At 63.2% G+C, this 22,484-nt stretch carries 19 protein-coding genes; 16 read left to right on the top strand and 3 right to left on the bottom strand.

All coding sequences use genetic code 11. The features are described 5' to 3' along the window. Positions 1–229 precede the first annotated feature (229 nt). The 6 genes from CSQ91_RS00095 (at position 230) to CSQ91_RS00070 (ending at position 7,520) form a co-directional block, all read left to right on the top strand. A complete protein-coding gene (locus tag CSQ91_RS00095) occupies positions 230–1,630 on the top strand; it encodes an L-cystine transporter (RefSeq protein ID WP_092612184.1) in 1,401 nt (466 codons plus the stop codon). A gap of 80 nt (positions 1,631–1,710) precedes the next feature. Next, positions 1,711–2,475 carry a histidine phosphatase family protein gene (locus tag CSQ91_RS00090; protein ID WP_099387053.1) on the top strand — a complete coding sequence of 255 codons (765 nt, stop codon included), beginning with the start codon at positions 1,711–1,713 and terminating at the stop codon, positions 2,473–2,475. Between the two features lie 17 nt (positions 2,476–2,492). Beyond that, on the top strand, positions 2,493–3,371 hold the full coding sequence (locus tag CSQ91_RS00085; protein ID WP_099387052.1) for an NAD(P)H-hydrate dehydratase: 879 nt from the start codon (positions 2,493–2,495) through the stop codon (positions 3,369–3,371). A gap of 112 nt (positions 3,372–3,483) precedes the next feature. Next, on the top strand, positions 3,484–6,003 hold the full coding sequence (locus CSQ91_RS00080) for a TonB-dependent receptor plug domain-containing protein (RefSeq protein ID WP_257217176.1): 2,520 nt from the start codon (positions 3,484–3,486) through the stop codon (positions 6,001–6,003). A gap of 17 nt (positions 6,004–6,020) precedes the next feature. Next, positions 6,021–6,944, top strand: coding sequence for an SAM hydrolase/SAM-dependent halogenase family protein (locus tag CSQ91_RS00075; RefSeq protein ID WP_099387051.1), 924 nt, complete (start codon positions 6,021–6,023; stop codon positions 6,942–6,944). Between the two features lie 240 nt (positions 6,945–7,184). Next, positions 7,185–7,520 (top strand): hypothetical protein, encoded by a 336-nt coding sequence (locus tag CSQ91_RS00070; protein ID WP_099387050.1) that lies wholly within the window; start codon positions 7,185–7,187, stop codon positions 7,518–7,520. Positions 7,521–7,613: 93 nt separating this feature from the next. Here CSQ91_RS00070 and CSQ91_RS00065 read toward each other — a convergent pair whose 3' ends face one another. The 3 genes from CSQ91_RS00065 to CSQ91_RS00055 form a co-directional block, all read right to left on the bottom strand. Beyond that, positions 7,614–10,835 (bottom strand): efflux RND transporter permease subunit, encoded by a 3,222-nt coding sequence (locus tag CSQ91_RS00065; protein ID WP_070259737.1) that lies wholly within the window; start codon positions 10,833–10,835, stop codon positions 7,614–7,616. Between the two features lie 3 nt (positions 10,836–10,838). After that, positions 10,839–12,011, bottom strand: coding sequence for an efflux RND transporter periplasmic adaptor subunit (locus tag CSQ91_RS00060; RefSeq protein WP_099387049.1), 1,173 nt, complete (start codon positions 12,009–12,011; stop codon positions 10,839–10,841). Between the two features lie 240 nt (positions 12,012–12,251). After that, the gene (locus CSQ91_RS00055; RefSeq protein ID WP_092612170.1) at positions 12,252–12,677 is read right to left on the bottom strand and encodes a divergent PAP2 family protein; all 426 of its coding nucleotides are present in this window, start codon (positions 12,675–12,677) and stop codon (positions 12,252–12,254) included. 250 nt (positions 12,678–12,927) lie between these two features. Between CSQ91_RS00055 and CSQ91_RS00050 the strand changes: the two genes are divergently transcribed. The 10 genes from CSQ91_RS00050 to CSQ91_RS00005 all read left to right on the top strand — a co-directional run bounded on the left by CSQ91_RS00050 (position 12,928) and on the right by CSQ91_RS00005 (position 22,374). Beyond that, entirely contained in the window at positions 12,928–14,010 is a 1,083-nt protein-coding gene (locus tag CSQ91_RS00050; RefSeq protein WP_099387048.1) for a DUF475 domain-containing protein, read from the top strand. Positions 14,011–14,110: 100 nt separating this feature from the next. Then, complete coding sequence (locus CSQ91_RS00045; RefSeq protein ID WP_034785104.1) at positions 14,111–14,686, top strand: TerD family protein; 576 nt, start codon at positions 14,111–14,113, stop codon at positions 14,684–14,686. Positions 14,687–14,792: 106 nt separating this feature from the next. Continuing rightward, a complete protein-coding gene (locus tag CSQ91_RS00040; protein ID WP_035826041.1) occupies positions 14,793–15,509 on the top strand; it encodes a TIGR00266 family protein in 717 nt (238 codons plus the stop codon). A gap of 212 nt (positions 15,510–15,721) precedes the next feature. Next, on the top strand, positions 15,722–16,759 hold the full coding sequence (locus tag CSQ91_RS00035; RefSeq protein WP_099387047.1) for an ATP-grasp domain-containing protein: 1,038 nt from the start codon (positions 15,722–15,724) through the stop codon (positions 16,757–16,759). After that, on the top strand, positions 16,756–17,913 hold the full coding sequence (locus CSQ91_RS00030; protein ID WP_099387046.1) for a phosphoribosyltransferase domain-containing protein: 1,158 nt from the start codon (positions 16,756–16,758) through the stop codon (positions 17,911–17,913). The genes CSQ91_RS00035 and CSQ91_RS00030 overlap by 4 nt, the downstream gene beginning before the upstream one ends. Then, positions 17,891–18,643 (top strand): HAD family hydrolase, encoded by a 753-nt coding sequence (locus CSQ91_RS00025; protein WP_099387045.1) that lies wholly within the window; start codon positions 17,891–17,893, stop codon positions 18,641–18,643. The genes CSQ91_RS00030 and CSQ91_RS00025 overlap by 23 nt, the downstream gene beginning before the upstream one ends. After that, the gene (locus CSQ91_RS00020; RefSeq protein WP_099387044.1) at positions 18,640–19,746 is read left to right on the top strand and encodes a cysteine protease StiP family protein; all 1,107 of its coding nucleotides are present in this window, start codon (positions 18,640–18,642) and stop codon (positions 19,744–19,746) included. The genes CSQ91_RS00025 and CSQ91_RS00020 overlap by 4 nt, the downstream gene beginning before the upstream one ends. Continuing rightward, the gene (locus CSQ91_RS00015) at positions 19,739–20,734 is read left to right on the top strand and encodes an HpcH/HpaI aldolase/citrate lyase family protein (protein WP_034785095.1); all 996 of its coding nucleotides are present in this window, start codon (positions 19,739–19,741) and stop codon (positions 20,732–20,734) included. The genes CSQ91_RS00020 and CSQ91_RS00015 overlap by 8 nt, the downstream gene beginning before the upstream one ends. Continuing rightward, positions 20,731–21,975: a TerD family protein gene (locus tag CSQ91_RS00010; RefSeq protein WP_099387043.1), complete on the top strand. Its 1,245-nt coding sequence runs from the start codon at positions 20,731–20,733 to the stop codon at positions 21,973–21,975. Before CSQ91_RS00015 ends, CSQ91_RS00010 begins: the two co-directional genes overlap by 4 nt. Before the next feature lie 24 nt (positions 21,976–21,999). After that, a complete protein-coding gene (locus CSQ91_RS00005; RefSeq protein WP_070259721.1) occupies positions 22,000–22,374 on the top strand; it encodes a hypothetical protein in 375 nt (124 codons plus the stop codon). The last annotated feature ends 110 nt before the right edge of the window (positions 22,375–22,484 follow it).

Here is a 22,484-nt window from a genome sequence, read left to right as displayed (position 1 = left end):
AAATAGGCAAAACATGCTTGCATGAAATCTTCTTTTTCACAATCCGCCGGAAGACTTATGCCTGTGGGGCATATTTATATAGCGTAATATTCGCAGCGGTATTGCGCAAAACGCCACCATAGTACTGTACAGTGCTTGCCCTTCCGCCCCGGGCTGGGGCAGCTGTCAGTTGTAGTACTGTTTTATGTGCTCCGTGCAGTCTCGAATAAAACCAAGATAAGGCCCCTTCATGGCAATTAACATCATCCTGAACCTGCTCGTTGCGTTGCTCGTCTTCGCTTTCATGTTCCACCAGCAACGCAAACACGCGACATTTACCGTGCGCGTCTTTACAGGCCTGGGCCTGGGCGTGCTGCTCGGTGCGGCCGTGCAGTGGCTGTACGGCGCCGGCTCGCCCATCATCGCCGGCACCAATGAATACATCGACATCGTCGGCAGCGGCTACGTCAAACTGCTGCAGATGATCATCATGCCGCTGATCATGGTCTCCATCATTTCCGCCATTCTAAAGCTCAAGGATGCGAGTTCCCTGGGCAAGATCAGTGCGCTGACCATCGGCACCCTGCTCATCACCACGACCATCGCCGCCGCGCTGGGCATCCTGATGGCCAAGCTGTTCGGCCTGACGGCCGTCGGCCTGACGTCGAGCGCCGCCGAAGTGGCGCGCGGCGTGCAGCTGCAAGGCTCGCTGGAAACGGCGAAGGCCCTGTCGCTGCCGAAACTGCTGGTCAGCTTCGTGCCGACCAACCCATTCCTCGACATGACGGGCGCGCGCAAGACGTCGACCATCGCCGTGGTCGTGTTCTCCATCTTCATCGGCATCTCGGCCACGGGCATCGCCGTGAAGAAGCCGGAAATCTTCGCGTCCTTCGAAAACTTCATGAAAGTGGCGCACGCCATCGTCATGCGCATGGTCACCCTGGTGCTGCGTCTGACGCCGTACGGCGTATTCGCGCTGATGTTTGAAGTGGTGGCGTCGTCGAGCTACACGGACATCTTGAAACTGATCAACTTCGTCGTCGCCTCGTACAGCGCGCTGATATTGATGTTCCTCGTGCACCTGGCCATCATCGCCGGCGTGGGTCTCAATCCGCTGCGCTTCGTGAAAAAAGTCTTCCCCGTGCTGGCCTTCGCGTTTACCTCGCGCACCAGCGCCGGTTCGATCCCGATGAGCGTGCAGACGCAGACGCAGCGCCTGGGCACGCCGGAAGGCATCGCCAACTTCGCCGCCTCGTTCGGTTCGACCATCGGCCAGAACGGCTGCGCCGGCATCTATCCCGCCATGCTGGCCGTCATGATCGCCCCCACCGTCGGCGTCGACCCGTTCACGATCAGTTTCCTGCTGCCCTTGCTGGCCATCATCACCATCGGTTCCGTCGGCGTGGCCGGCGTGGGCGGCGGCGCCACGTTTGCCGCCCTGATCGTGCTGTCGGCGATGGACTTGCCCGTCGCGCTGGCCGGCTTGCTGATCTCCGTCGAACCGCTGATCGACATGGGCCGCACGGCGCTGAACGTGAGCGGCTCGATCACGGCCGGCACCGTCACCAGCCGGGTCATGGGACAAACCGACCTGGCCGTCTACAACAGCGACGACGCGCCCGACCTGGACGAAGCGGAACACGCCGCCTAAGCAGCAGTCCACCGGCGCGCCGCGCCTTGCCGCTTTCGTCTATATTTATTAACAATAAATACAGAGGAAGGCGCAAGGCGATGGAACAGAAATGGCCGCAGCAAATCTGGATCGTGCGTCACGGCCAAAGTGCCGGCAACGTGGCGCGCGATGCCGCAGAAGCGGAAAAACAGTTATTGATCGCCATCGCCGAGCGCGATGTCGACGTTCCCCTCTCCGAGCTGGGCGCGCGCCAGGCGCAAGCCCTGGGCGACTGGTTCGCCACCCTCCCCCCTGAACAACAACCGACCGTGGTGCTCTACTCGCCGTATGTGCGGGCGCAGCAGACGGCACAAGCCGTGCTGGCGCGCATCGATGCGGACAGCCTCGCCTCCGTGGTGGCCGACGAACGCCTGCGCGAAAAGGAATTCGGCATCCTCGACCGCCTGACCGTGCACGGCATCGCCAGCAAGTACCCGGAACTGCACGAACAGCGCCAGCACGTCGGTAAATTTTACTTCCGTCCGCCGGGCGGCGAAAGCTGGTGCGACGTCATCCTGCGCCTGCGCAGCGTGCTCGACACCATCACCCGCGAATACCGGGGAGAACGGGTGCTGATCGTCGGCCACCAGGTCATCGTCAACTGCTTCCGCTACCTGCTGGAACGCTGCGACGAGCACGCCATCCTGACCATCGACAAGGCTGCCGACGTGCCCAACTGCGGCGTTACCTCCTACGCCTTCAACCCGGTCCTCGGCAGTCGCGGCAAGCTGCAGCTGGACCTGTGCAACTTCGTCGCGCCGCTGGAAGCGGCCGGCACACCCGTTACGGCGCAGCCCGACATGCCGGCTGCGCCCAAGTCCTAGTTTTTTCGGAGTCACGCATGGACACCACCGACATCACCCCATCCCTGCTGCGCTCCTGGCCCCTGCCCATGCCGCAGCCCGACGGCGACAAGGAAGTGCGCGGCCACCTGCTGATCGTTGCCGGCTCGGCGGAAATGCCGGGCGCCATCCTGCTGGCGGCCACGGCAGCGCTGCGTGCGGGCGCCGGCAAGCTGACCCTGGCGACGGGCGCATCGGTGGCGGCGCAGGTAGCCATCGCCATGCCCGAGGCGCGGGTCATTGGCCTGGACGAGACGGCGCTGGGCGGCTTCCGGCATGAGGCGCAACACCAGTTGGCGCCGCTGGCCGGCAAGGTGGACGCCGTCCTCGTCGGGCCAGGCATGTGCGACACGGCCGCCAGCTGCGAGCTGATGCGCCACCTGCTGCCCCTGTTTGCCGGCAGCCGCCTCATTCTCGACGCCTGCGCCATGCAGGTCGTTCGCAAGCCCGCGCACTTCCGTTTTGAGCAAGCCGTGCTGCTGACGCCGCACGCGGGCGAGCTGGCCCAGTTACTGGGCCTGTCGAAAGACGCCGTGCTGGCCGACGCGCATGCCTGCGCCGTGGACGCGGCGCGGCGCTGGAACGCCATCGTCGCCCTGAAAGCTGCACTGACCGTCATCGCCATGCCCGACGGCACCAGCTGGACGCATGCAGGCGGCAATATCGGCCTGGCCATTTCCGGTTCCGGCGACACCCTGGCCGGCATCATCGCGGGCCTGGCCGCCCGCGGCGCGCCATTGGAGCAAGCGTGCGCCTGGGGCATCGCCCTGCATGCGCTGGCGGGCGATCAGCTGGCCTTGCGCTTCGGCAGCCTCGGCTACCTGGCACGCGAAATCCCTGCCGAGATTCCCGCCCTGCTGCGCCACCTGGCGGCATAAAAACAACAGCATAAGCATATCCAGAAAGAATCGTTAGCGCCGGCGGGCACCTCCCTTAAGCTCATTGCAACTGTTTCCATACGAACACTAATCGAGCCCAAAGGACACCGCCTTGCATCCGCGCCATTTCTCCGCCCCATCAGTCCTTCCCGCCACGCCGTTGCGCGCCATCGTGCTGGCCTGCGCCATGCTGGGCGCATCATCCGCCTGGGCCCAGGACGCGCAAGCCACCACCGGCACAGGCGCTGTTGCCTCCACCGAAACGGCTAGCGCCGGCATCGACCAGGTCACCGTCGTCGGCTCGCGCGCGCGCAACCGCACGGTGTTCGACAGCAGCGTGCCCATCGACCGTTTCGGCGCGCGCGAAGTGAGCAATGCACTGGCCACGGGCGACGTGGGCGCAGCCCTGCAAAACCTGTCGCCGTCGATTAACTTCCCCCGCATAGAGTCGAGCGGCGCATCGGACTCCGTGCGCGGCATCCAGTTGCGGGGACTGGCGCCAGACCAGGTGCTGGTGCTGATCAACGGCAAGCGCCGCCACACGAGCGCCGTGCTCGACACGGAAAGCAGCTTTGCCGGCACGGTGCCGGTCGACATCAACGCCATTCCACCGAATGCCATCGACCACATCGAAATCCTGCGCGACGGTGCCGGCGCCCAATACGGCAGCGATGCCGTGGCAGGCGTCATCAACATTGTGCTGAAAAAAGCGCGCACTGGCGGTGCCGCGTCCGTCAGCTATGGCGCCAACCACACGCATTTCGACCCGACCGATCAAACCCTGACGGATGGCCAGACCGTCATCGTCAACGCCGACTATGGCGTGCCGCTGGGCGAGGCGGGATTCTTCCGCTTCGGCGCAGAAACGCGGCGCCGCTCGCCCACGGAAAGAGCCGGCCCCAGCGACGCGGGCTGGACTTCCTACAACTTCACGCCGGCCGACCAGGCGCTCGACGGCAAGGTGGTGTTCAAGTCGGGCGACTCGCGCCAGCGCAACCACTATTTGTTCTACAACACCCAGCTCACCCTGGACGGCGGCCTGGACCTGTACTCGTTTGCCACCCTCAACGAACGCACATCGGACGGCAGCGCCTACTTCCGCTATCCGGGCGACCCGTCGAACGTAGCGCCCCTGTATCCGAACGGCTACCGCCCCGTCACCAATGGCGACAAGCGCGACCTCAGCATCGTGGCCGGCGTGCGCGGCAGCGCGGGCGAGTGGAACTGGGACGCCAGCGCGCGCCACGGCAGCGACCGCTTTGACTACGGCGTGAGCCACTCCGTCAACGCTTCGCTGGGTGCGGCCAGCCCCACGCGTTTCCACCTGGCCGGCTTCGATTTCCGCCAGAATGCCCTGAATATCGATGCCACGCGCAGCATCGACATCGGCTTGCCCGCGCCATTGAGCCTGGCCGTGGGCGCCGAATGGATGCGCGAAACCTACACCAGCTCGGCCGGCGATCCTGCCTCGTATGCGGCCGGCAGCTTCACGGACGCTCCGCCGGGCGCCCAGGCGGGACCGGGCTTGCGCCCCTCGGACGCCTATGACGGCAGCCGCCAGATCCGCTCCGTGTATGCGGACGTGGAAAGCGACCTCACGCCGCGCCTGCTGGTGGGCGCCGCCGCCCGCTATTCCCACTACAGCGACTTCGGCAGCGCCAGCACGGGCAAGCTGTCCACGCGCTATAAAGTGACGGATAACTTCCTCGTGCGCGGCTCGCTGTCGAACAGCTTCCGCGCGCCGGCCCTCGTGCAGACGGGTTTCCGCTTCGCCACACTGAACTTCAACGCCGATGGCACGGCACTGCAAACGGCGGCCCTGCTGCCGGCCAGCGATCCGCTGGCGCGCAGCTTCGGCGCGCAACAGCTGAAACCGGAAAAGTCGACCAACGTATCGCTGGGCCTGGCCTGGAAACCGGCTACCGCCACCAGCGTGACGGTGGACGCCTACGTGATCCGCATCCGCGACCGCATCACCCGCTCGAGCGACCTGCAAAGCGACGCCGTCACGGCCTACCTGGCCGCCAACGGCCGCAGCGACATCCAGTCCGTGGCCTACCTGGCCAACCTGCTCGACACGCGCACAAAAGGCCTGGACGTGGTGCTGAACCATGACCTGGCGTTCACCTCAGGCAAGCTGAACCTGAATGCGGCGCTGAACCTAAACAAGACCAGCCTCGACCAGGTACGCCAGAGTTCCGCTGCGCTGGCCAATATCGATCCGAGTCTGACCCTGCTGACGGAAACGAGTTTGTTCCGCATCAAACATGCGTCACCCGCGAGCAAATTGATCCTCGGTGCCGACTGGCAAGCGGCCGGCTGGGGCGTGCAGGCGCGCGCCACGCGCTTTGGCGAGCTGAAAGATTTTTCCTACGACAGCGATGCACCGTTGATCGACGGCATCCCCGCACAGCGCTTCGGCGCCGTCTGGTCGCTGGACCTGGAAGGCCAATTGAAACTGAGCAAGCAACTGACTTTGAGCGTGGGCGGCAACAACATCCTCGACCGCTATCCGCAGCGCGTGCGTGAAACGAATAACGCCACGTATGGCGGCGCCCTGCCCTACAATTTCATCAACCCCATCGGCGTCAATGGCGCGTACTTCTACGCCAAGCTGAACTACACCTTCTAATGCCACGGAAAGAACCCATGATCATCAAGAAAATCTCCCACCTCGTCGCCGGCGCCTGCCTGAGCGCCCTCATGCTGTCCGCCGCGCAAGCCGCATCTCCGCTGGTGCTGATGACGGACTTCGGCACGGCCGATGGCGCCGTATCGGCCATGCATGGCGTGGCCTATGGCGTCGATCCCCAGCTGACCATTTCGGACCTGACGCACCAGATTCCCGACTACGACATCTGGCTGGGCGCCTATCGTTTGTACCAGACGGCCAATTACTGGCCGCAAGGCACGGTGTTCGTGTCCGTCATCGACCCGGGCGTGGGCACGGCGCGCAAGTCGGTGGTGCTGAAAACCAAGGGTGGACGCTATTTCGTGGGGCCGGACAATGGCCTGTTCACCCTGATCGCCGAGCGCGACGGCGTGGCCGAACTGCGTGAAATCGATGAAAAGGTCAATCGCCTGGCGGGTTCCGCCGAATCGTACACCTTCCATGGCCGCGACGTGTACGCGTATGTGGGCGCGCGCCTGGCGTCGGGCGCCATCACGTATGAACAGGTGGGTCCGCAATTGCCGAGCGAATCCGTGGTGAAGATCGCGTATCAAAAACCTGTACGCGACGGCAACACCATCCGCGGCATCGTGCCCGTGCTGGACGTCAAGTATGGCAATGTGTGGACGAATATCCCGAAATCCCTGCTCGACGAGTTGCAGGTAAAGCTGCACGATCCACTGCAAGTGCGCATCTTGCACAAGGGCAAGCAAGTGGCCAAGGTCACGGCGCCATTCGAACACACGTTTGGCGGCGTCGCCAAAGGCAAGCCGCTCGTCTACCTGAACAGCCTGCTCGACGTGGCCGTCGCCATCAGCCAGGGCGACTTTGCCGCCAAGCATCACGTCGAATCGGGCGTGGATTGGGAAGTGGAAGTGAGCAAGGCCCCTGCCGCCAAATAAACGCTCCTTACGCGGCCGGGACAACCTGTCCTGGCCCAACTGATCATATCCCTTGCAGGTTTGCGCTGCGTCAAACGCAGCGCGCTCCCCTCCCCCGCCAGCACCACGCCTGCGCAAGTCCGGTGAACCTGTGCCGGCCCGCCTACTCTAAACCTTGCAAGCGATGCCAGCCTTGTTCCAGATACGCAATCTGGCGAGGCATGCGTTTCCATGACAGTCTTACACTGAAAAGGAACAATCATGACGGCTCCACTCCTGACTACCAGCAAGCTCGTCCTCGGCAGCACCATCGTCTGCGCGCTGCTGGGCGGTTGCAACAAACGCAATGACACCAGCACCACCGCCACGCCCGCCGCCACCGGACCGGCAACGCCGCCCGCCACCAGCGGCACGTCCGGCACCACGGGCACGACCAACCCGGACACCACCACGCCAGCCACGCCTGGCATGACACCGGGCGCCACCACCAACCCCGATGGCACGACCACGCCGCCATCCACCACGCCGCCCCCCAACGGCACGACACCGGGAACAGGCACGGGCACAGGCACCACGCCGCCGCCACGCAACAGTTAGCCCTCTGGCCAGACGGGCAGGTAAAAAAAAGAGCCTTCCGCGGAAGGCTCTTGAAATACCACGGCGCAGCGCAAGCTGCGCCTTGGCCCGGTATTACTTTTGCAGGCTGACCGACGTCGCCTTCGGCGTGCGGCGTCCCATCAGGAACAGCACGGCCTTTTTCAGCATGCGGTAGACGAAGCGCACCAACAGCAAGGTCAGCACGCATTCGAGCAAGGTCAATATCATGGCCACGGCTACGGGCATGCGCGCGGCGCGGCGGTGGAACTTGGCCACGGCGCCATCGCGGGCGATCTCGATGCTGTCATAGAAGGTAGGCACGACCAGCAGGGTCAGAATCGTCGAGGTGATGGTGCCGCCGATGATGGCGATCGCCAATGGACGGTAGAACTCGCCACCCTCGCCCAAGCCCAGCGCCACGGGGAACATGCCGGCGATCAGCGCGAACGTCGTCATCAGGATGGGACGCAGACGCATGCGGCCCGCATACATCAGCGCATCTTCGCGGCCATGCCCCTCTTCCTCGCGCTTGCGCGCCGCGTCCAGCAGCAGGATGGCGTTCTTGGCGACCAGGCCCATCAGCATGATGATGCCGATAAAGCTCATCAGGTTGAGGGTATTGTTCGTGATCACCAGCGCCACCACCACGCCGATCAGACTCAGCGGCAAGGACATCATCACGGCCACCGGCGCCGTAAATGAACCAAACTGCATCACCAGGATCAAATACATCAGGCCGATACCCATCACCAGCGCGATCAGCATTTCCGTGAACAGCTCTTGCTGATCCTGGCCGGCGCCACCGAGCGCCAGGCCGTAGCCGGGCGGGAAGTCGATGGAGTTGGCCAGTTTCATGGCGTCGCTCGTCACTTCGCCGTTCGAGCGGCCTTGCGCATTGGCCGACACGGTGATCGTGCGCTTGCCATTCTTGTGCTCGATGCCGGACGGACCTTTGCCCATGGTGATGGTGGCGATCTGGTCGAGCGGCACCATTTGCGACGTGCCCGTCACGCTGATCGGCAGGCGCTCGATGTTTTCCGACGCCACGCGGTCATCGGGATGCAGGCGCACGGCCACGTCGCGCGTCTCGCCCGTCGGGTCGACCCAGTCGCCCACTTCCACGCCGGCGAAGGCCACGCGCAACGATTGCGCCGCATCATTGACGGAAATGCCCATCGAGTTGGCCAGGCCGCGATTGAGCTCGATCTGCAGCTCGTTCTTCGGGTCTTGCTCGGACAGGCCCACGTCGACGGCGCCGGGAATCGCGCGCAGCTTGTCCATATAGGCGTTCGTGATTTCCATGAGCTTACGCGAATCCGGGCCCGTGAATTCCACCTGGATCGGCTTTTGCGAACCATTGCTCAAGTCATCCTGCACCACGTACTCGGCGCCCACCAGGCGCGACATCTTTTCGCGCAGCTCGACGGCGATTTCCTTGGCCGAACGCTTGCGGGTGTTGCGCTTGCCGATGTCGACATATACCCGTCCGCCACCGGCATTGATGGAGCTGTTGGTATCCTTGGTTTCAGGCAAGGTACGCGCCAGCACGGCCGCCGCTTCCAGTTTCAAGCGCGAATACTCGATGCTGCTCGACGATGGCGTGCGCACATTGATCATCAGATTGCCCGAATCGGATGCCGGCAAGAAACTCGTGCCGCCATGCGTGGAGTGCAGGACGATGGCGCCCACCAGGCTGCCGAAGGCGATGACGGCCATCCAGCGGCGGTGATGCAGGGCCCAGGCGATCACGCGGCCATAGCGGTCGGCCTGATGGTCGAACCAGTGGTTGAATTTTTCCAGCACGCGGCCGATGCCCTTTTTCGGCGCCGAGTGTTCCTCGACCGGGTCGCCCCAGTAGGCCGACAGCATCGGGTCGAGCGTAAACGAGATGCCCAGGCTGACGAGCACCGAGCACGTCACTGTCAAAGCAAACGGGCGGAACCATTCGCCAGAGATGCCTGGCATGAACGCGACGGGAATGAAGACGGCGATGATGGAGAAGGTCGTGGCAGCCACGGCCATGCCGATCTCGGCCGTGCCTTCCAGCGCGGCCGTGCGGCGGTCCTTGCCCATCTGCATGTGGCGCACGATGTTTTCGCGCACGACGATGGCGTCATCGATCAGCACGCCAATGGCCAGCGACAGGCCCAGCAAGGTCATGAAGTTCAGGGTAAAGCCGCACAGCCATACGGCAATGAAGGCGGCAATCACGGACGTAGGCAGGCTCAGCGCCGTGATCAGGGTCGAACGCCACGAGTTCAGGAAGGCGTAGACGACGAAAATCGTCAGCACGGCGCCCAGCACCAGCGATTCGATCACGTTGTTCAAGCTATGCTGGGCGTTTTCGCCGCCATCGCGCGTCACTTGCAGGATCGTGCCTTTCGGCAAGGTCTTGTTGATTTCCGCCACCATGTCGCGGATCTTGTTGGCCACGCTGACGGTGGAAGCGTCGCGCACGCGGGTGATCGAAATGCCCACGTTGGGCTTGCCGCTGCGCATGCTCAGGCTGTTGACTTCGGCAAAGCCATCTTCGATGGTGGCCACTTGCGCCAGGCGCACGATTTCCTCGCCGCGCCGCTTGATCACCACTTTTTCGAAGTCGCTTGGCGATTCGATGCGGCCCACCAGACGGATGCTTTTCTCGTCCAGGATGCCGCGCACCTTGCCCACGGGCGCATTCGTGTTCTGGTTACGCAAGGCGGTGACGACATCGCTGACGGACACATTGTATTCACGCAATTTTTCCGCCCGCAGCAGCACGGACAGCTCGCGCTTGAGCGAACCGCCCACGTTGACCAGCGCCACGCCATCGACGGTGCGGAAGCGGTCCGACAGCACGTCTTCGGCCAGGCGCGAAATTTCCGCATGGCTTTGCGTATTCGACGACAGGGCCAGTTGCATGATCGGTTCGGCAGCCGGGTCGATGCGCTGCAAGATAGGCTCGCGCATTTCCGTCGGCAACTTGTAGCGCACGGCGGCAATCGCATTGCGGATATTGTCGGACGCTTCGATCAGGTTGGTATTGAAGGAAAACTTCAGGAAGATGCTGGCCGAACCTTCATTCGAATCGCTGTTGACTTCGGTCACGCCGGAAATGCTTTGCAAGGACTTTTCCAGGCGGTTCACCACTTCGCGCTCGACCGTGTCGGGCGACGCGCCGGGGTAAGGAATGCTGACGACGATGAACGGTACTTCGACGTCCGGGTTCTGGTTGACGCGCAGTTTCTTGAGCGCCAGCAAGCCGACGCACATCATGGCCAGGATCAGGACGATGGTGGCGGTGGGCCGCTTGATACTGAAATCGGAAAGGAACATGGCTTAGTTTCCTTTACCGGCAACGGCGGTGCTGCTGCTGGCCACGGCGGCGGCTGGCACGGCCTTGACGGCCGTCAATTCCACTTTCTGCCCATCCTTGAAGGTCGAGCCCGGCGTGCGCAGCACGGTATCGCCGCTGGCCAGGCCGCTTTGCACTTCCCACTGGCCCGTGCGCACGTCGCGCGCGCCGATGCGCAAGTTGACTTTATGCAAGGCCTTGTCCTTGACTTTCCACGTGTACGTGACGTCGCCCGCCTTCACCAGGGCCGAGTCGGGGATCATCAGCGCGCTGACGGTTTCCGTCTCGATGCGGCCTTCCGCATACAGGCCGGCCACGCGCGGTTGTTCCTTGTCATTGAAATCGACCAGCACGGCCACCTGGCGCGTGACGGCGTTGGCGGCAGGATCGACGCGGCGCACCTTGCCAGCGAAATCCTGTCCCGGATAACCATTGATGCGGAACAATACCGGCTGGCCCACCTTGACGACGCCGATCTTGTCGGCCGACACCAGGCCTTCGAGGCGCATGCTGGTTGGATCGATGACCTTGATCAATTCCTTGCCGATTTGCGCCGTATCGCCATTCGATACCTTGCGCTCGCTCACGATGCCGTCGAACGGCGCGCGCACGAGGGTACGCTGCAACTGCTGGCGGGCTTGCACGGCGCGGCTTTTCGCGGCGGACAGGTCGCTTTGCGCATTGTTGCGGCGGATTTCCGCGTCTTCCAGCGCCTGCGTCGACGTCATGCCCGAGGCGCGCAGGGTTTTCATGCGCTGGAACATGCGTTCGGACTGCTCCAGCACCTGGCCGGCGGCGCGGCTGGCTTCCTCGGCCGAATTGAGGCCGTCGCGGATGGACGTTTCGTCCAGGCGCACCAGCACGTCGCCCCGTTTGACCACTTCGCCATTTTCCTTCATGACCTGGATCACCACGGCCGACACTTCGGCGCGCAAGTCCGCATTGCGCTCAGGCTGCACGGAACCGGTGATGACAGGCCCCGATGCCAGCGCATTGCTCTGGATGGTCAGCAGGTCTTCCGGGGATACCAGCAGATTGACGGCAGCGCCCGCCTGTTCCTTGCCATTCTTGCCGCCCTTGCCGGGATCTTTGGACTCTTTGCCGCAGGCGGCCAGGGCGGAAGCGATTGCCAGAACAAACAGGGTTTTGCGCAACATGGGTAATTCTCCGGATAGATAGCACCACTACCGTTGCTGCGGCCCGGATAGGGCTGCAAGCGATAGCAAGCATAATATTTTTATTAAAACCACAAGCGCCAAAGTATCCATGAGCGTGTCCGGGCATGTCAATCGGCGGCTTCCTGTAATGCTTTAATGAATGGATGAAACGTAGTTTTTACGCCCTGAAACGCAAAACCCCGCCTTCAGGCGGGGTTTTGCGTTTCAGGGAAAGCGAACTTAGCGGGCAAAAACGGTGTTGATCAGGAAACCGATCGCCACGCCCGTGCACAGGCCGCCGGCGATTTCCACCAGGGTATGCCCCATGCGCTCGCGCAACCAGGTATGCGCCGGGCTGGCCGCTTCCTTGGCCAGGCGATTGATGGCCGCCGCCTGCTTGCCCACGTGCTGGCGCAGGCTGTTGGCGTCGATGATGACGATGAAGGCCAACGTCACCGCCACGCCGAAGGCGGGATGGCCTATGCCCTCGCGCAAGGCGATCAGGGTGGCCATGCTGGAAACGACGGCGCTATGGTTGCTGGGAAAGCCGCCATTGCCGACCAGGCCGAACGCCCATTGCCGCGTGCGGACACTGTTGATCAGGAATTTGATCGGTCCGACCAGGATCCAGGTGATCAGGGGCGTGACGAGGTAAGCGATATCCACGGGGTATTCCTTCTTATATATATGTCTGTCAAGTGTGCGAGGGGCTGCGGCAGCCCGACGGGCGCGCCGCAATTATCGCAGATCATCCGAGCCAGCAGAACTGTCCATCGTCAGCCTATAAAACGCCGCCCCCGGCGGCAACTAATATAAAATCATGGCATATACAACAATTGACGTATATCAACACTGAGTGCGGCGCACACAGCGGCGCGGATAATCAAACGTCTTTCACACTTGCAACGGGGTCCTCATGCGGCATTTCAGAATTTCCTTTTTAGTCACTTTTATCCTGATGGCAGTGTCAGGCTGGTGGGGGTACAGCCATGGCGGCATGTCAGGCATGATCCAGGCGCTGTGGATCACGGGCGTGCTGGGCATCATGGAAGTGTCGCTGTCGTTCGACAATGCCGTGGTGAATGCCTCGGTCTTGCGTCACTGGAATGAGTTCTGGCAAAAACTGTTCTTGACGGTCGGTATCCTCGTGGCCGTCTTCGGCATGCGGCTGCTGTTTCCGTTGGTCATCGTTTCCGTCGCCACGGGCCTGGGCCTGGTCGACGTGTGGACCATGGCCACCACGACGCCGGACGTGTATGCCAAGCACCTGACGGACAACCATGCGCAAGTGGCGGCCTTCGGCGGCGCCTTCCTGCTGCTGGTGTTCCTGAACTTCCTGTTCGACGATGAGAAGGAGTTGCACTGGCTGGGCTGGGCCGAGGAAAAAGTCAATGCGCTGGGCACCGAAAGCCTGGCCGTGCTGATCACCATGGGCGCCGTGGCCGCCTGCGTGGCGATGGGCCCTGTGGATGAAAAATACAGCGTGCTCGCCTCGGGCATCGTCGGTATCGCCGTCTACATCGGCGTGAACTGGATCAGCGGCTTGCTGGAAGAAGACGAACCGGACTTGCAGGATGACGCAGAAGAAGGCGCCGCGCCAGCCAGGAATGGCAATGGCGACCTGGTAAAAACGGTGGCGCGCGGCAGTATCGGCGGCTTCCTGTACCTGGAAGTGCTGGACGCCTCGTTCAGCTTTGATGGCGTGATCGGCGCGTTCGCCATCACCAACGACGTCGTCATCATCATGCTGGGCCTGGCCATCGGCGCCATGTTCGTGCGCTCGATGACGGTGTATCTGGTGCACAAGGGTACCCTGGACGAATTCGTCTACCTGGAGCACGGCGCCCATTATGCGATCGGCATCCTGGCCTTGATCATGCTGGCGTCCGTCAAGTACCATATTCCGGAGTGGTTCACGGGCCTGTCGGGCGTGGCCTTCATCCTGGTCTCGCTGTGGTCATCCTTGCGCTATCGCAAACGGCACGCGGCACAAGCTTGAAATCGGGGGTTCCGCCCCCAATTGAGGAAGTAATGGCACGAGCGCCTTGCGCTCATCCCATGCAGGTATGTTTAAGTAAATTACTGAAAAGGAGCACCACATGGCAATCAGTTTGCAAAAAGGCGGCAACGTCAACCTGAGCAAGGAAGCACCGAACCTGAAGAAGATCATCGTCGGCCTCGGCTGGGATCCTCGTTCGACGGACGGCGCCACCTTCGACCTTGACGGCAGCGCTTTCCTCCTGAAAAGCGACGGCAAAGTCCGTGGCGACTCTGACTTCATCTTCTACAACAACCTGAAGTCGACCGACGGTTCCGTCGTCCACACGGGCGACAACACCACGGGCGAAGGCGAAGGCGACGATGAGCGCATCGAAATCGACCTGTCGCGCGTGCCGGCCGACATCGACCGCATCAGCATCACCGTCACCATTCACGATGCCGACGCGCGCCGCCAGAACTTCGGCATGGTCTCGAAAGCCTTCATCCGCTGCCTGAACGCGGAAGGCGAAAAAGAAATCGCCCGCTACGACCTGTCCGAAGACAGCTCGACGGAAACGGCGATGATCTTTGGCGAAATCTACCGCTACAACGGCGAATGGAAGTTCAAGGCCATCGGCCAGGGCTTCAACGGCGGCCTGGGCCCACTGGCCCGCTCGTTCGGCGTCAATGCCTAAAATTCACACGCAGAAAGCCTGCCTGGCTTTCTGCGGTGAATTGGACTAGTGTCGTATCATCACTGCCGCCTGCACAGTTCAGGCGGCTTTTTTTTGGAGATTTATCATGCCAGTATTTAGTGTCACGGGCGACGTCGATCCTTTCCTCCACGTCAGCATGAAACAGGGCGAAACCATCTATTGCGAATCCGACGCGATGGTGATGATGGAAACGGCGCTGGACTTGAAAGGCAAGATGACGGGCGGCCTGGGCAGCGCCATCATGCGCCGCTTCGCGAATGGCGAATCGTTCTTCCAGCAGCATATCGAAGCGGTGCGCGGCAGCGGCGATTGCCTGCTCTCGCCCACCCTGCCGGGCGCCATCGAAGTGGTCGACGTGGGCGCGCGCCAGTACCTGCTCAACGACGGCGCCTTTGTCGCCGCCACCTCGGGCACGGAAATGAAGGTGCGCACGCAAAGCATCGGCAACGCCCTGTTCGCGCAGTCGGGCGGCTTCTTCGTCATGGAGACGGCCGGCACGGGACAAGTGGTGGTGTCGGGCTTCGGCTCCATGTTCCAGCTCGACGTCGAGCCGGGCAAGGATGTCGTGATCGACAATTCCCACGTCGTGTGCTGGGACAACAGCCTGAAATACGAGATTTCCGTGACCACGGGCGGCGGCGCCAGCGGCGGCGGCATCGGCGGCTTCCTCGGCAATATCGTCAATAGCGTCACCAGCGGCGAAGGCATCGTGCTGCGCTTTTCCGGCTCGGGCAAAGTGTTCATCTGCTCGCGCAACCGCGACGCCTTCCTCAAATGGACAGCCAGCGGCAAGGCTGGCTGATCCTCAAACGCCCGCCAAAACCGTTGCGAGCGGAAGGGGACGTGGCCGAGAAGCGCAGCTGTGCGTATGCACAGTGAGCATCGCAGGCCGCGTCCACGACGCGCAGCAGGTTTGGGCGGGCGTTTTTCTAAGGCCAGGTTAAGTCTGGCTGGTTAGACTCCCCGCGCGCGCACCTGCGCGCGGCTTTCCCTTTCTTTACCCGGTCCCCGTACATGCAAAGAGTCTGGTTCAACAAAACATTTTCCTCGGTCGGCACGGCCATGCGCCTGATCCGCGAGGCCGATATGGCCGCGACTGGCGGCGCGCCCCGCTACCACATCGTGTGCAGCAATACGAACGCGCACGCGGCCGCCTTTTTGTCGGCCCACGAATACGCGGTCGAACCGTCGGGACTGACGGGCCTCAATTATGTCGAGTGGTGCCTGGAATTCTGCCGCGAGCGGGGCATCACGATTTTCTGGCCCGGCAAGGAAGCGGGCCTGATCGGCAGCGCCAGCGCGCGCTTCGCCGCCATCGGCACGCGCGTGCTCAGCGTGGCAAGCGAAGACATCCTGAATTTGATGCACGACAAGGCGCGCTTCTGCGACGGCCTCGATCTGCCCATGGCGCGTCCGGCCGACTACCGCGCCGTCACCACCATCGCAGAATACGACGCCGCCTACGCCGAACTGCGCCCGCTGCATCGCAAGCTGTGCATCAAGCCGTCCGAATCCGTGTATGCCCTGGGCTTTGCCATTCTCGATGAAGAGCGCACCAGCGCCCAGCTGCTGCTGGCCGGCGCCGCCTACCAGATCAATGCGCAAGAGCTGCGCAGCGGCCTGGCGCAGATGGCATCGTTCAAGACCCTGCTGCTGATGGAATACCTCGACGGCCACGAATACAGCGCCGACTGCGTCGCCGACCAGGGCAAGCTCGTTTGCGCCGTGCCGCGCAAGAAGCTGCACGGGGGCGGCAGCGGCCAGCTGATCGAACTGCGCGACGACTTGCTGGCAGCCTGCGACAAACTGGCGCGCGACTACCGCCTGAATGGCGTCTTCAACATCCAGTTCCGCGAAGGCGCGAATGGCCTGGCGCTGCTGGAAATCAACCCGCGCATGTCGGGCGGCATCGGCATGGCGTGCGCTGCCGGCCCGAACCTGCCCTACCTGGCGCTGGCCGGTTTCGACCAGGGCTTTGACAAGCTCACCGTGCCCGCCATCCACGAAGGCATGCGCGTGGGCGAAGCCGCCTACGCCGTGGAGCTGCCATGAACATCGTCAAGCAGCAGATGCCCACGGGCGAGCTGACCTTGAAAGTGGACGAGGCGCGCTTTCCGCTGGACTGGCTGATCGGCTTTGCCGCGCGCGCCAACGCCAAGCGGGGTTTCCTGTTCCTGTCCAAGGTGCTGGGCAAGCACTGGCCCGTCACGCCGCGCGCCATGCAAGCCATCCACGACGACCTGGCCGCGCAGATCCCCCCCAGCCTGCCCGGCCCCGTGGTCTTCATCGCCATGGCGGAAACGGCCGTCGGCCTGGGCCAGGGCGTGTTCGAGGCATGGCTGCGCGCCAACCCGCATGGAAAAGCCCTGTTTTTGCACAGCTCGCGCTACCGCGTGGGCACGGTGCCCTTCTTCGAATTCGAGGAGGCGCACAGCCACGCGCCGCGCCAGTTCCTGCATTTATCGGACGCCGCCAGCGCGCTGTTTTCCACGGCCCGCAGCCTGGTGCTGATCGACGATGAAGCGTCGACCGGCAACACCTTCGCCAACCTGGTGCAAGTGTGCCGCGCGCGCTATCCGCAGCTGGAAAAGCTGCACCTGGGTGTGATCACCAATTTCATGGGCCAGGCCGCAAACGCGGGCTTGAGTGAGCGTTTCGGCCTGCCCACCAGCATCGGCGCGGCGCTCTCCGGCCAGTACGCCTTCCAGGCAGGCGATGCGCCTGCTCCGGTAGCGGCCAGCGCGCAGCGCTTCGAGGCGAATGCGGAACGGGGCGCCAGCCCCGCGTTTGGCCGCATCGGCGTGGGACGCGCCCTGGCGCCGCCGCAAGGCCTGGCGGTGCAGCTGGCGCAGGAAATCGGCGCCGGCGACTCCGTGCTGGTGCTGGGCACGGGCGAATTCATGCACCCGTCGTTCTTGCTGGCGCGCGAGCTGGAAGCGCTGGGCAAGAACGTGGTGGTGCAATCGACCACGCGCTCGCCCATCCTGTCATGGGGCTCCGTCGGCCACATCGTCAACTGCGACGACAACTACGGCGAAGGCATCGCCAATTACCTGTACAACGTGGCACCTGGCCAGTACCAGCACGTTTTCATCTGCCATGAAACCCCGGCCAGCCCGGCCCTCATGCAACTCGCCGGCCAGTTGAATGGCCGCCTGTTCCACTTTCAGTCAGAGACCAAAATTGAAGAAATTCCTGTTTGTTGATCTGGACGACACACTGTTCCAGACCCCGAAAAAATGCCCGGGCGAGACCGACCTGCAGCCGGCCGCCTATCTGAAAAATGGCGACGCCTGCTCGTTTACGACGGCGCGCCAGCGCGCCTTCTTTGAATTCGCGCACAGCGGCATGACCCTGATTCCCGCCACGGCGAGAAATGGCGACGCCTTCCGCCGGGTCGACCTGCCGTTTACCAGCTACAGCGTGCTCGATTACGGCGGCATCGTGCTGCAGCCGGGCGGCGCGCTCGACGCGGGCTGGCTGGCCCTGATGCAGGACGACATGCAGACGGCCTTGCCCGGCCTGCGGGAAGCCATGCGCATCATCGACGATTTCCAGGCCAGGACGGGCATGCCTTCGCGCGCGCGCCTGATCGAGGACTACAACACGCCGTTCTACATCGTCGTCAAGGACCACGAAGCGCGCGGCGAACGCCTGGCCGATATCGAAGAGCAGGTGCTGCAACAGTGGATCGCCACCGAAGGCACCGACTACTTCATCCACCGCAACGGCAACAACCTGGCCGTGCTGCCGAAAACCCTGAACAAGGCACGCGCCGTCGCTTACCTGCGCGCGGAGCTGGAAGCCGAACATGGCCCCATCGTCAGCTTCGGCATGGGCGACAGCCGTTCGGACGCCCGCTTCATGGCCGCCTGCGACTACGCCATCATCCCCAACGGCACCCAGCTGGCGGCACTCACGGTGGCGGCGCTATGACCGACGGCATGCAGCATTTCAGCGGCAGCTACCGCCAGGAAGACGTGGAGTTTCTGCTCACGCCGATGGCGCTCGAGCCTATCCTCGACCTGGCCGAAAAAGAGCGCTTGATCCAGTCGGGCCAGCGCCACTACAGCGAAATGCTGTCGCCCGAATCCCTGCCCTCGCCCGCCTACCTGGCCCTGTTCCGGAGTGCGTTTGCGGCCAACCGCCTGCAGATGGCGCGCGACTGCCTGCGCCTGGCCGCCCTGATCGCGGCGCGGCGCACGGGCCCCATCACGCTGGTCTCGCTGGCGCGCGCCGGCACGCCCGTGGGCGTCATCCTGGGCCACTTGCTGCGCCAGGTGTTCCAGCGCGAATGCAGCCACTATTCCGTCTCCATCATCCGCGACCGCGGCATCGACGCCAATGCCCTGCAGCACATCCTGGCGCACGGCCATGCGGCCGAATCCCTCGTCTTCGTCGACGGCTGGACGGGCAAGGGGGTGATTTCGCGCGAACTGCGCCAGACGGTGAACGACTTCAACGCGGCGCATGGCACGGCCATCGACGGCGGCCTGTTCGTGCTGTCCGACCTGGCCGGCACGGCCGCCTGCGCCGCATCGGCCAGCGACTACCTGATCCCGTCAAGCATTCTGAATGCCACGGTATCGGGCCTGGTCAGCCGCTCCGTGTTGAATGATGCCATCGGCCCGGACGACTTCCATGGCTGCGTGTACTACGCGCAGTTCGAAGCGCACGACCAGTCGCGCGATTTCGCCGACGGCCTGGTGGCCGACGCCGTGGCGATTGCCGCCAGCAGCGGCATCCCGCTGGCCGAAGCGAGCGATGCGCCAGCCATGGCGGCCCGCTCGCAAGCCTACATGGCCGCGGCGCAGCAGGAATACGGCATCAGCGACATCAACCTGATCAAGCCAGGCATCGGCGAAGCGACGCGCGTGCTGCTGCGCCGCGTGCCCGAGCGCCTGATCGTGCGCGACACGAATGCGCCGGACGTGGCACATTTGCTGCTTCTGGCGCAGGAAAAAGCCATACCCGTCACAGTAGAACCGGCGCTGCCCTACCAGGCGGTTGCCCTTATCAGGAGCGCAGTCGATGGATAACAACTCCCTACACCCGCAAAGCGAGCATAAAGCGGCGCTTGGCGCCTCCATGTATGTGCCGACCACGCACAAGGACTTGCTGGCGATCGCGAATGGCGACAAATTCAGCCATTTGCGTTCGGTCATACTTTGCACCGAAGACGCCATCGCGGAACGCGACCTCAGTTACGCGATGTTCAACCTGTCGCTGGCGCTGCAAAACATGTGCGACGAATCGGATACCTTGCGCTTCGTGCGCGTGCGCAATCTCGACGTGCTGGCACGCGTGCTGGCCATGCCCGGCGCCGACAAATTGAGCGGCTTCGTGCTGCCGAAATCCACGCGCCACAATTTCGCCGCGTATTTCGAGCTGGTGCGCCACACGCACCATCTGCTGATGCCGACCCTGGAAACGGCGGAAGTGTTCGACGACGAGGAAATGAAGCAGTTCCGCATCATCCTGTCGGCGCCGGAAGTGCGGCGCCGCATCCTGGCCCTGCGCATCGGCGGCAACGATCTGTTGGCCCTGCTGGGATTGCGCCGCCCCACCAGCGGCACCATTTATTCAACGCCGCTGGGCCAGGTCATCGGCCGCCTGGTCACCATCTTCAAGCCGCACGGCTTCCAGCTGACGGCGCCCGTCTTCGAGCACCTGTCGCAGGGCAGCTGGCTCGATGCCGAAGTGGCGCAGGACATGGCGCACGGCATGATCGCCAAGACGGCCATCCACCCGGACCAGGTGCCGCAGATCGAACGCCACTACCAGGTGGCGCAGTCGGACATCGAACTGGCGCTGCGCATCATCGACCCGGACAGCCCGGCCGTGTTCCGCATGCAGGAATCGATGTGCGAAGTGGCCACGCACAGCAGCTGGGCACTGCGCATCATCGAGCAGGCGCGCCTGTTCGGCATCCGCCATGCGGCCGACGGCGCCGCGGCGCCCGCCCCCCATTTGCACCACTCCTTGAATACTCAACTCTCCAGCGACGAAGGGACTGCACGACCATGACCAATTTCACACGCGGACAAAAAGGCAAACTGGCTGACCTGGGCTTGAATGGCCCGTTTGCCGTCACACTCGATATCGTTTCGGGCTCGATGGAAGTGGACGTCAGCTGCTTCGGCGTCGATGCGGCCGGCAAGCTGTCGGACGACCGCTACATGGTGTTCTTCAACCAGAAAAGCGCGCCGGACAACGCCATCACGGTGGACTTGAACGGCCCCCGCTCCACCTTCCAGGTCGACCTTTCCCGCCTGCCCGCCTCGATCGACAAGCTGGTGTTCACGGCGGCGACGGAACAGGGCAGCATGCGCGCGCTGGGCAATTCCAGCATGGCGCTGGGCCAGGCGGCCACGTTTGCCTTCACGGGCAATGACTTCCAGGATGAAAAAGCCGTCATCATCGGCGAACTGTATCGCCGCGACGGTAGCTGGCGCTTCGGCGCCGTGGGCCAGGGTTTCGCGGGCGGCCTGGCGGCCCTGCTGAAGCACTTTGGCGGCAGCGAAGCGGGGGCATCCTCCCCGGCGCCAGCGCCGGCTTCCGTGCCCACGCCGGCGGCCCCGCCGCCGGCGAATAAAATCTCGCTGTCGAAAATCCGCCTGGAAAAACGCGGCGACAAGATCTCGCTCGACAAGCGCGACAGCGGCGGCTATGGCCGCATCCGCGTCAACCTGAACTGGAACCAGAACGCGTCGCAAGGCCAGGCGCCCGCGTCGAAGCTGGACACGGGCTTCCTCGGCAAGCTGTTCAACAAACCGGCCGGCCGTGCGGGCGGCATCGACCTCGACATCGGCTGCCTGTTCGAAATGAGCAATGGCAGCAAAAGCGCCGTGCAGGCGCTGGGCAACAGCTGGGGTGCCTACGACCGTCCGCCGTACATCCACCTGGAAGGCGACGACCGCACGGGCAGCATCAGCAGCGGCGAAAACATCTTCATCAACGGCACCCATTTCGACCAGATCAAGCGCGTGCTCGTGTACGCCTTCATCTACGAAGGCGTGCCGAACTGGGCCGCCACCGATGGCGTCGTGACGATCGAAATTCCCGGCCAGCCAACGGTGGAAGTGCGCCTCGACAGCGACAGCCAGCACGCCATGTGCGCCATCGCCATGCTGGAAAACCACGGCGGCAACCTGCAGGTGACAAAGTTGGTGGAATACTTCGGCGGCCAAGGTAAAATCACGGCGCACCAGGCCATGGACGAGCGCTACAATTTCGGACTGAACTGGAAAGCCGGCCGCAAGGACTGATCCTTTTACCTAAACAACCCTACCATGACCCCTACGACCAAAAAAGTCACCTTCGCCTTCGCCATCTTCCTCGTGGCCGGCTTCCTGCTGCTGGCCGCCTACACGTGGATGGCCCTCAGCTTCTCGTACTCGGAAGGGGAACGGGCGGGCTACCTGCAAAAGTTCTCCAAGCGGGGCTGGATCTGCAAGACATGGGAAGGTGAATTGCTGTTGACGGCACTGCCCGGCACCATCCCGGAAAAATTCCAGTTCAGCGTGCGCGATGAAGACGTGGCCAGGCAGTTGTCGGCTGCCGCCGGCAAGCGCATTCTCGTCACCTACAGCCAGCACAAGGGCGTGCCCACGCAATGCTTCGGCGAGACGGAATATTTTGCCGATAAAGTCGTATTGAGCCAGTAATAAGACAGCAATACGACCGCAAGTTCAGCAGTCCCGCGCCGGCCAGCCCCTTCAGGCCGGCGCCTCCCCTCCCCCCCCCCCCCCCCCCGATTTTTTTTTAAAAAAAAAAA

It is taken from the genome of Janthinobacterium sp. BJB301 (assembly GCF_002735685.1).
GTDB lineage: Bacteria > Pseudomonadota > Gammaproteobacteria > Burkholderiales > Burkholderiaceae_D > Janthinobacterium > Janthinobacterium lividum.
The sequence above is the reverse complement of the archived record's forward strand: the minus strand, read 5'-3'. Positions and strand labels throughout refer to the sequence as shown.

Coding starts and splice junctions, on each gene's coding strand:
- CSQ91_RS00095 (WP_092612184.1), top strand. CDS start 230: ATGGCAATTAACATCATCCTGAACCTGCTCGTTGCGTTGCTCGTCTTC.
- CSQ91_RS00090 (WP_099387053.1), top strand. CDS start 1,711: ATGGAACAGAAATGGCCGCAGCAAATCTGGATCGTGCGTCACGGCCAA.
- CSQ91_RS00085 (WP_099387052.1), top strand. CDS start 2,493: ATGGACACCACCGACATCACCCCATCCCTGCTGCGCTCCTGGCCCCTG.
- CSQ91_RS00075 (WP_099387051.1), top strand. CDS start 6,021: ATGATCATCAAGAAAATCTCCCACCTCGTCGCCGGCGCCTGCCTGAGC.
- CSQ91_RS00070 (WP_099387050.1), top strand. CDS start 7,185: ATGACGGCTCCACTCCTGACTACCAGCAAGCTCGTCCTCGGCAGCACC.
- CSQ91_RS00065 (WP_070259737.1), bottom strand. CDS start 10,835: ATGTTCCTTTCCGATTTCAGTATCAAGCGGCCCACCGCCACCATCGTC.
- CSQ91_RS00060 (WP_099387049.1), bottom strand. CDS start 12,011: ATGTTGCGCAAAACCCTGTTTGTTCTGGCAATCGCTTCCGCCCTGGCC.
- CSQ91_RS00050 (WP_099387048.1), top strand. CDS start 12,928: ATGCGGCATTTCAGAATTTCCTTTTTAGTCACTTTTATCCTGATGGCA.
- CSQ91_RS00045 (WP_034785104.1), top strand. CDS start 14,111: ATGGCAATCAGTTTGCAAAAAGGCGGCAACGTCAACCTGAGCAAGGAA.
- CSQ91_RS00040 (WP_035826041.1), top strand. CDS start 14,793: ATGCCAGTATTTAGTGTCACGGGCGACGTCGATCCTTTCCTCCACGTC.
- CSQ91_RS00035 (WP_099387047.1), top strand. CDS start 15,722: ATGCAAAGAGTCTGGTTCAACAAAACATTTTCCTCGGTCGGCACGGCC.
- CSQ91_RS00030 (WP_099387046.1), top strand. CDS start 16,756: ATGAACATCGTCAAGCAGCAGATGCCCACGGGCGAGCTGACCTTGAAA.
- CSQ91_RS00020 (WP_099387044.1), top strand. CDS start 18,640: ATGACCGACGGCATGCAGCATTTCAGCGGCAGCTACCGCCAGGAAGAC.
- CSQ91_RS00015 (WP_034785095.1), top strand. CDS start 19,739: ATGGATAACAACTCCCTACACCCGCAAAGCGAGCATAAAGCGGCGCTT.
- CSQ91_RS00010 (WP_099387043.1), top strand. CDS start 20,731: ATGACCAATTTCACACGCGGACAAAAAGGCAAACTGGCTGACCTGGGC.
- CSQ91_RS00005 (WP_070259721.1), top strand. CDS start 22,000: ATGACCCCTACGACCAAAAAAGTCACCTTCGCCTTCGCCATCTTCCTC.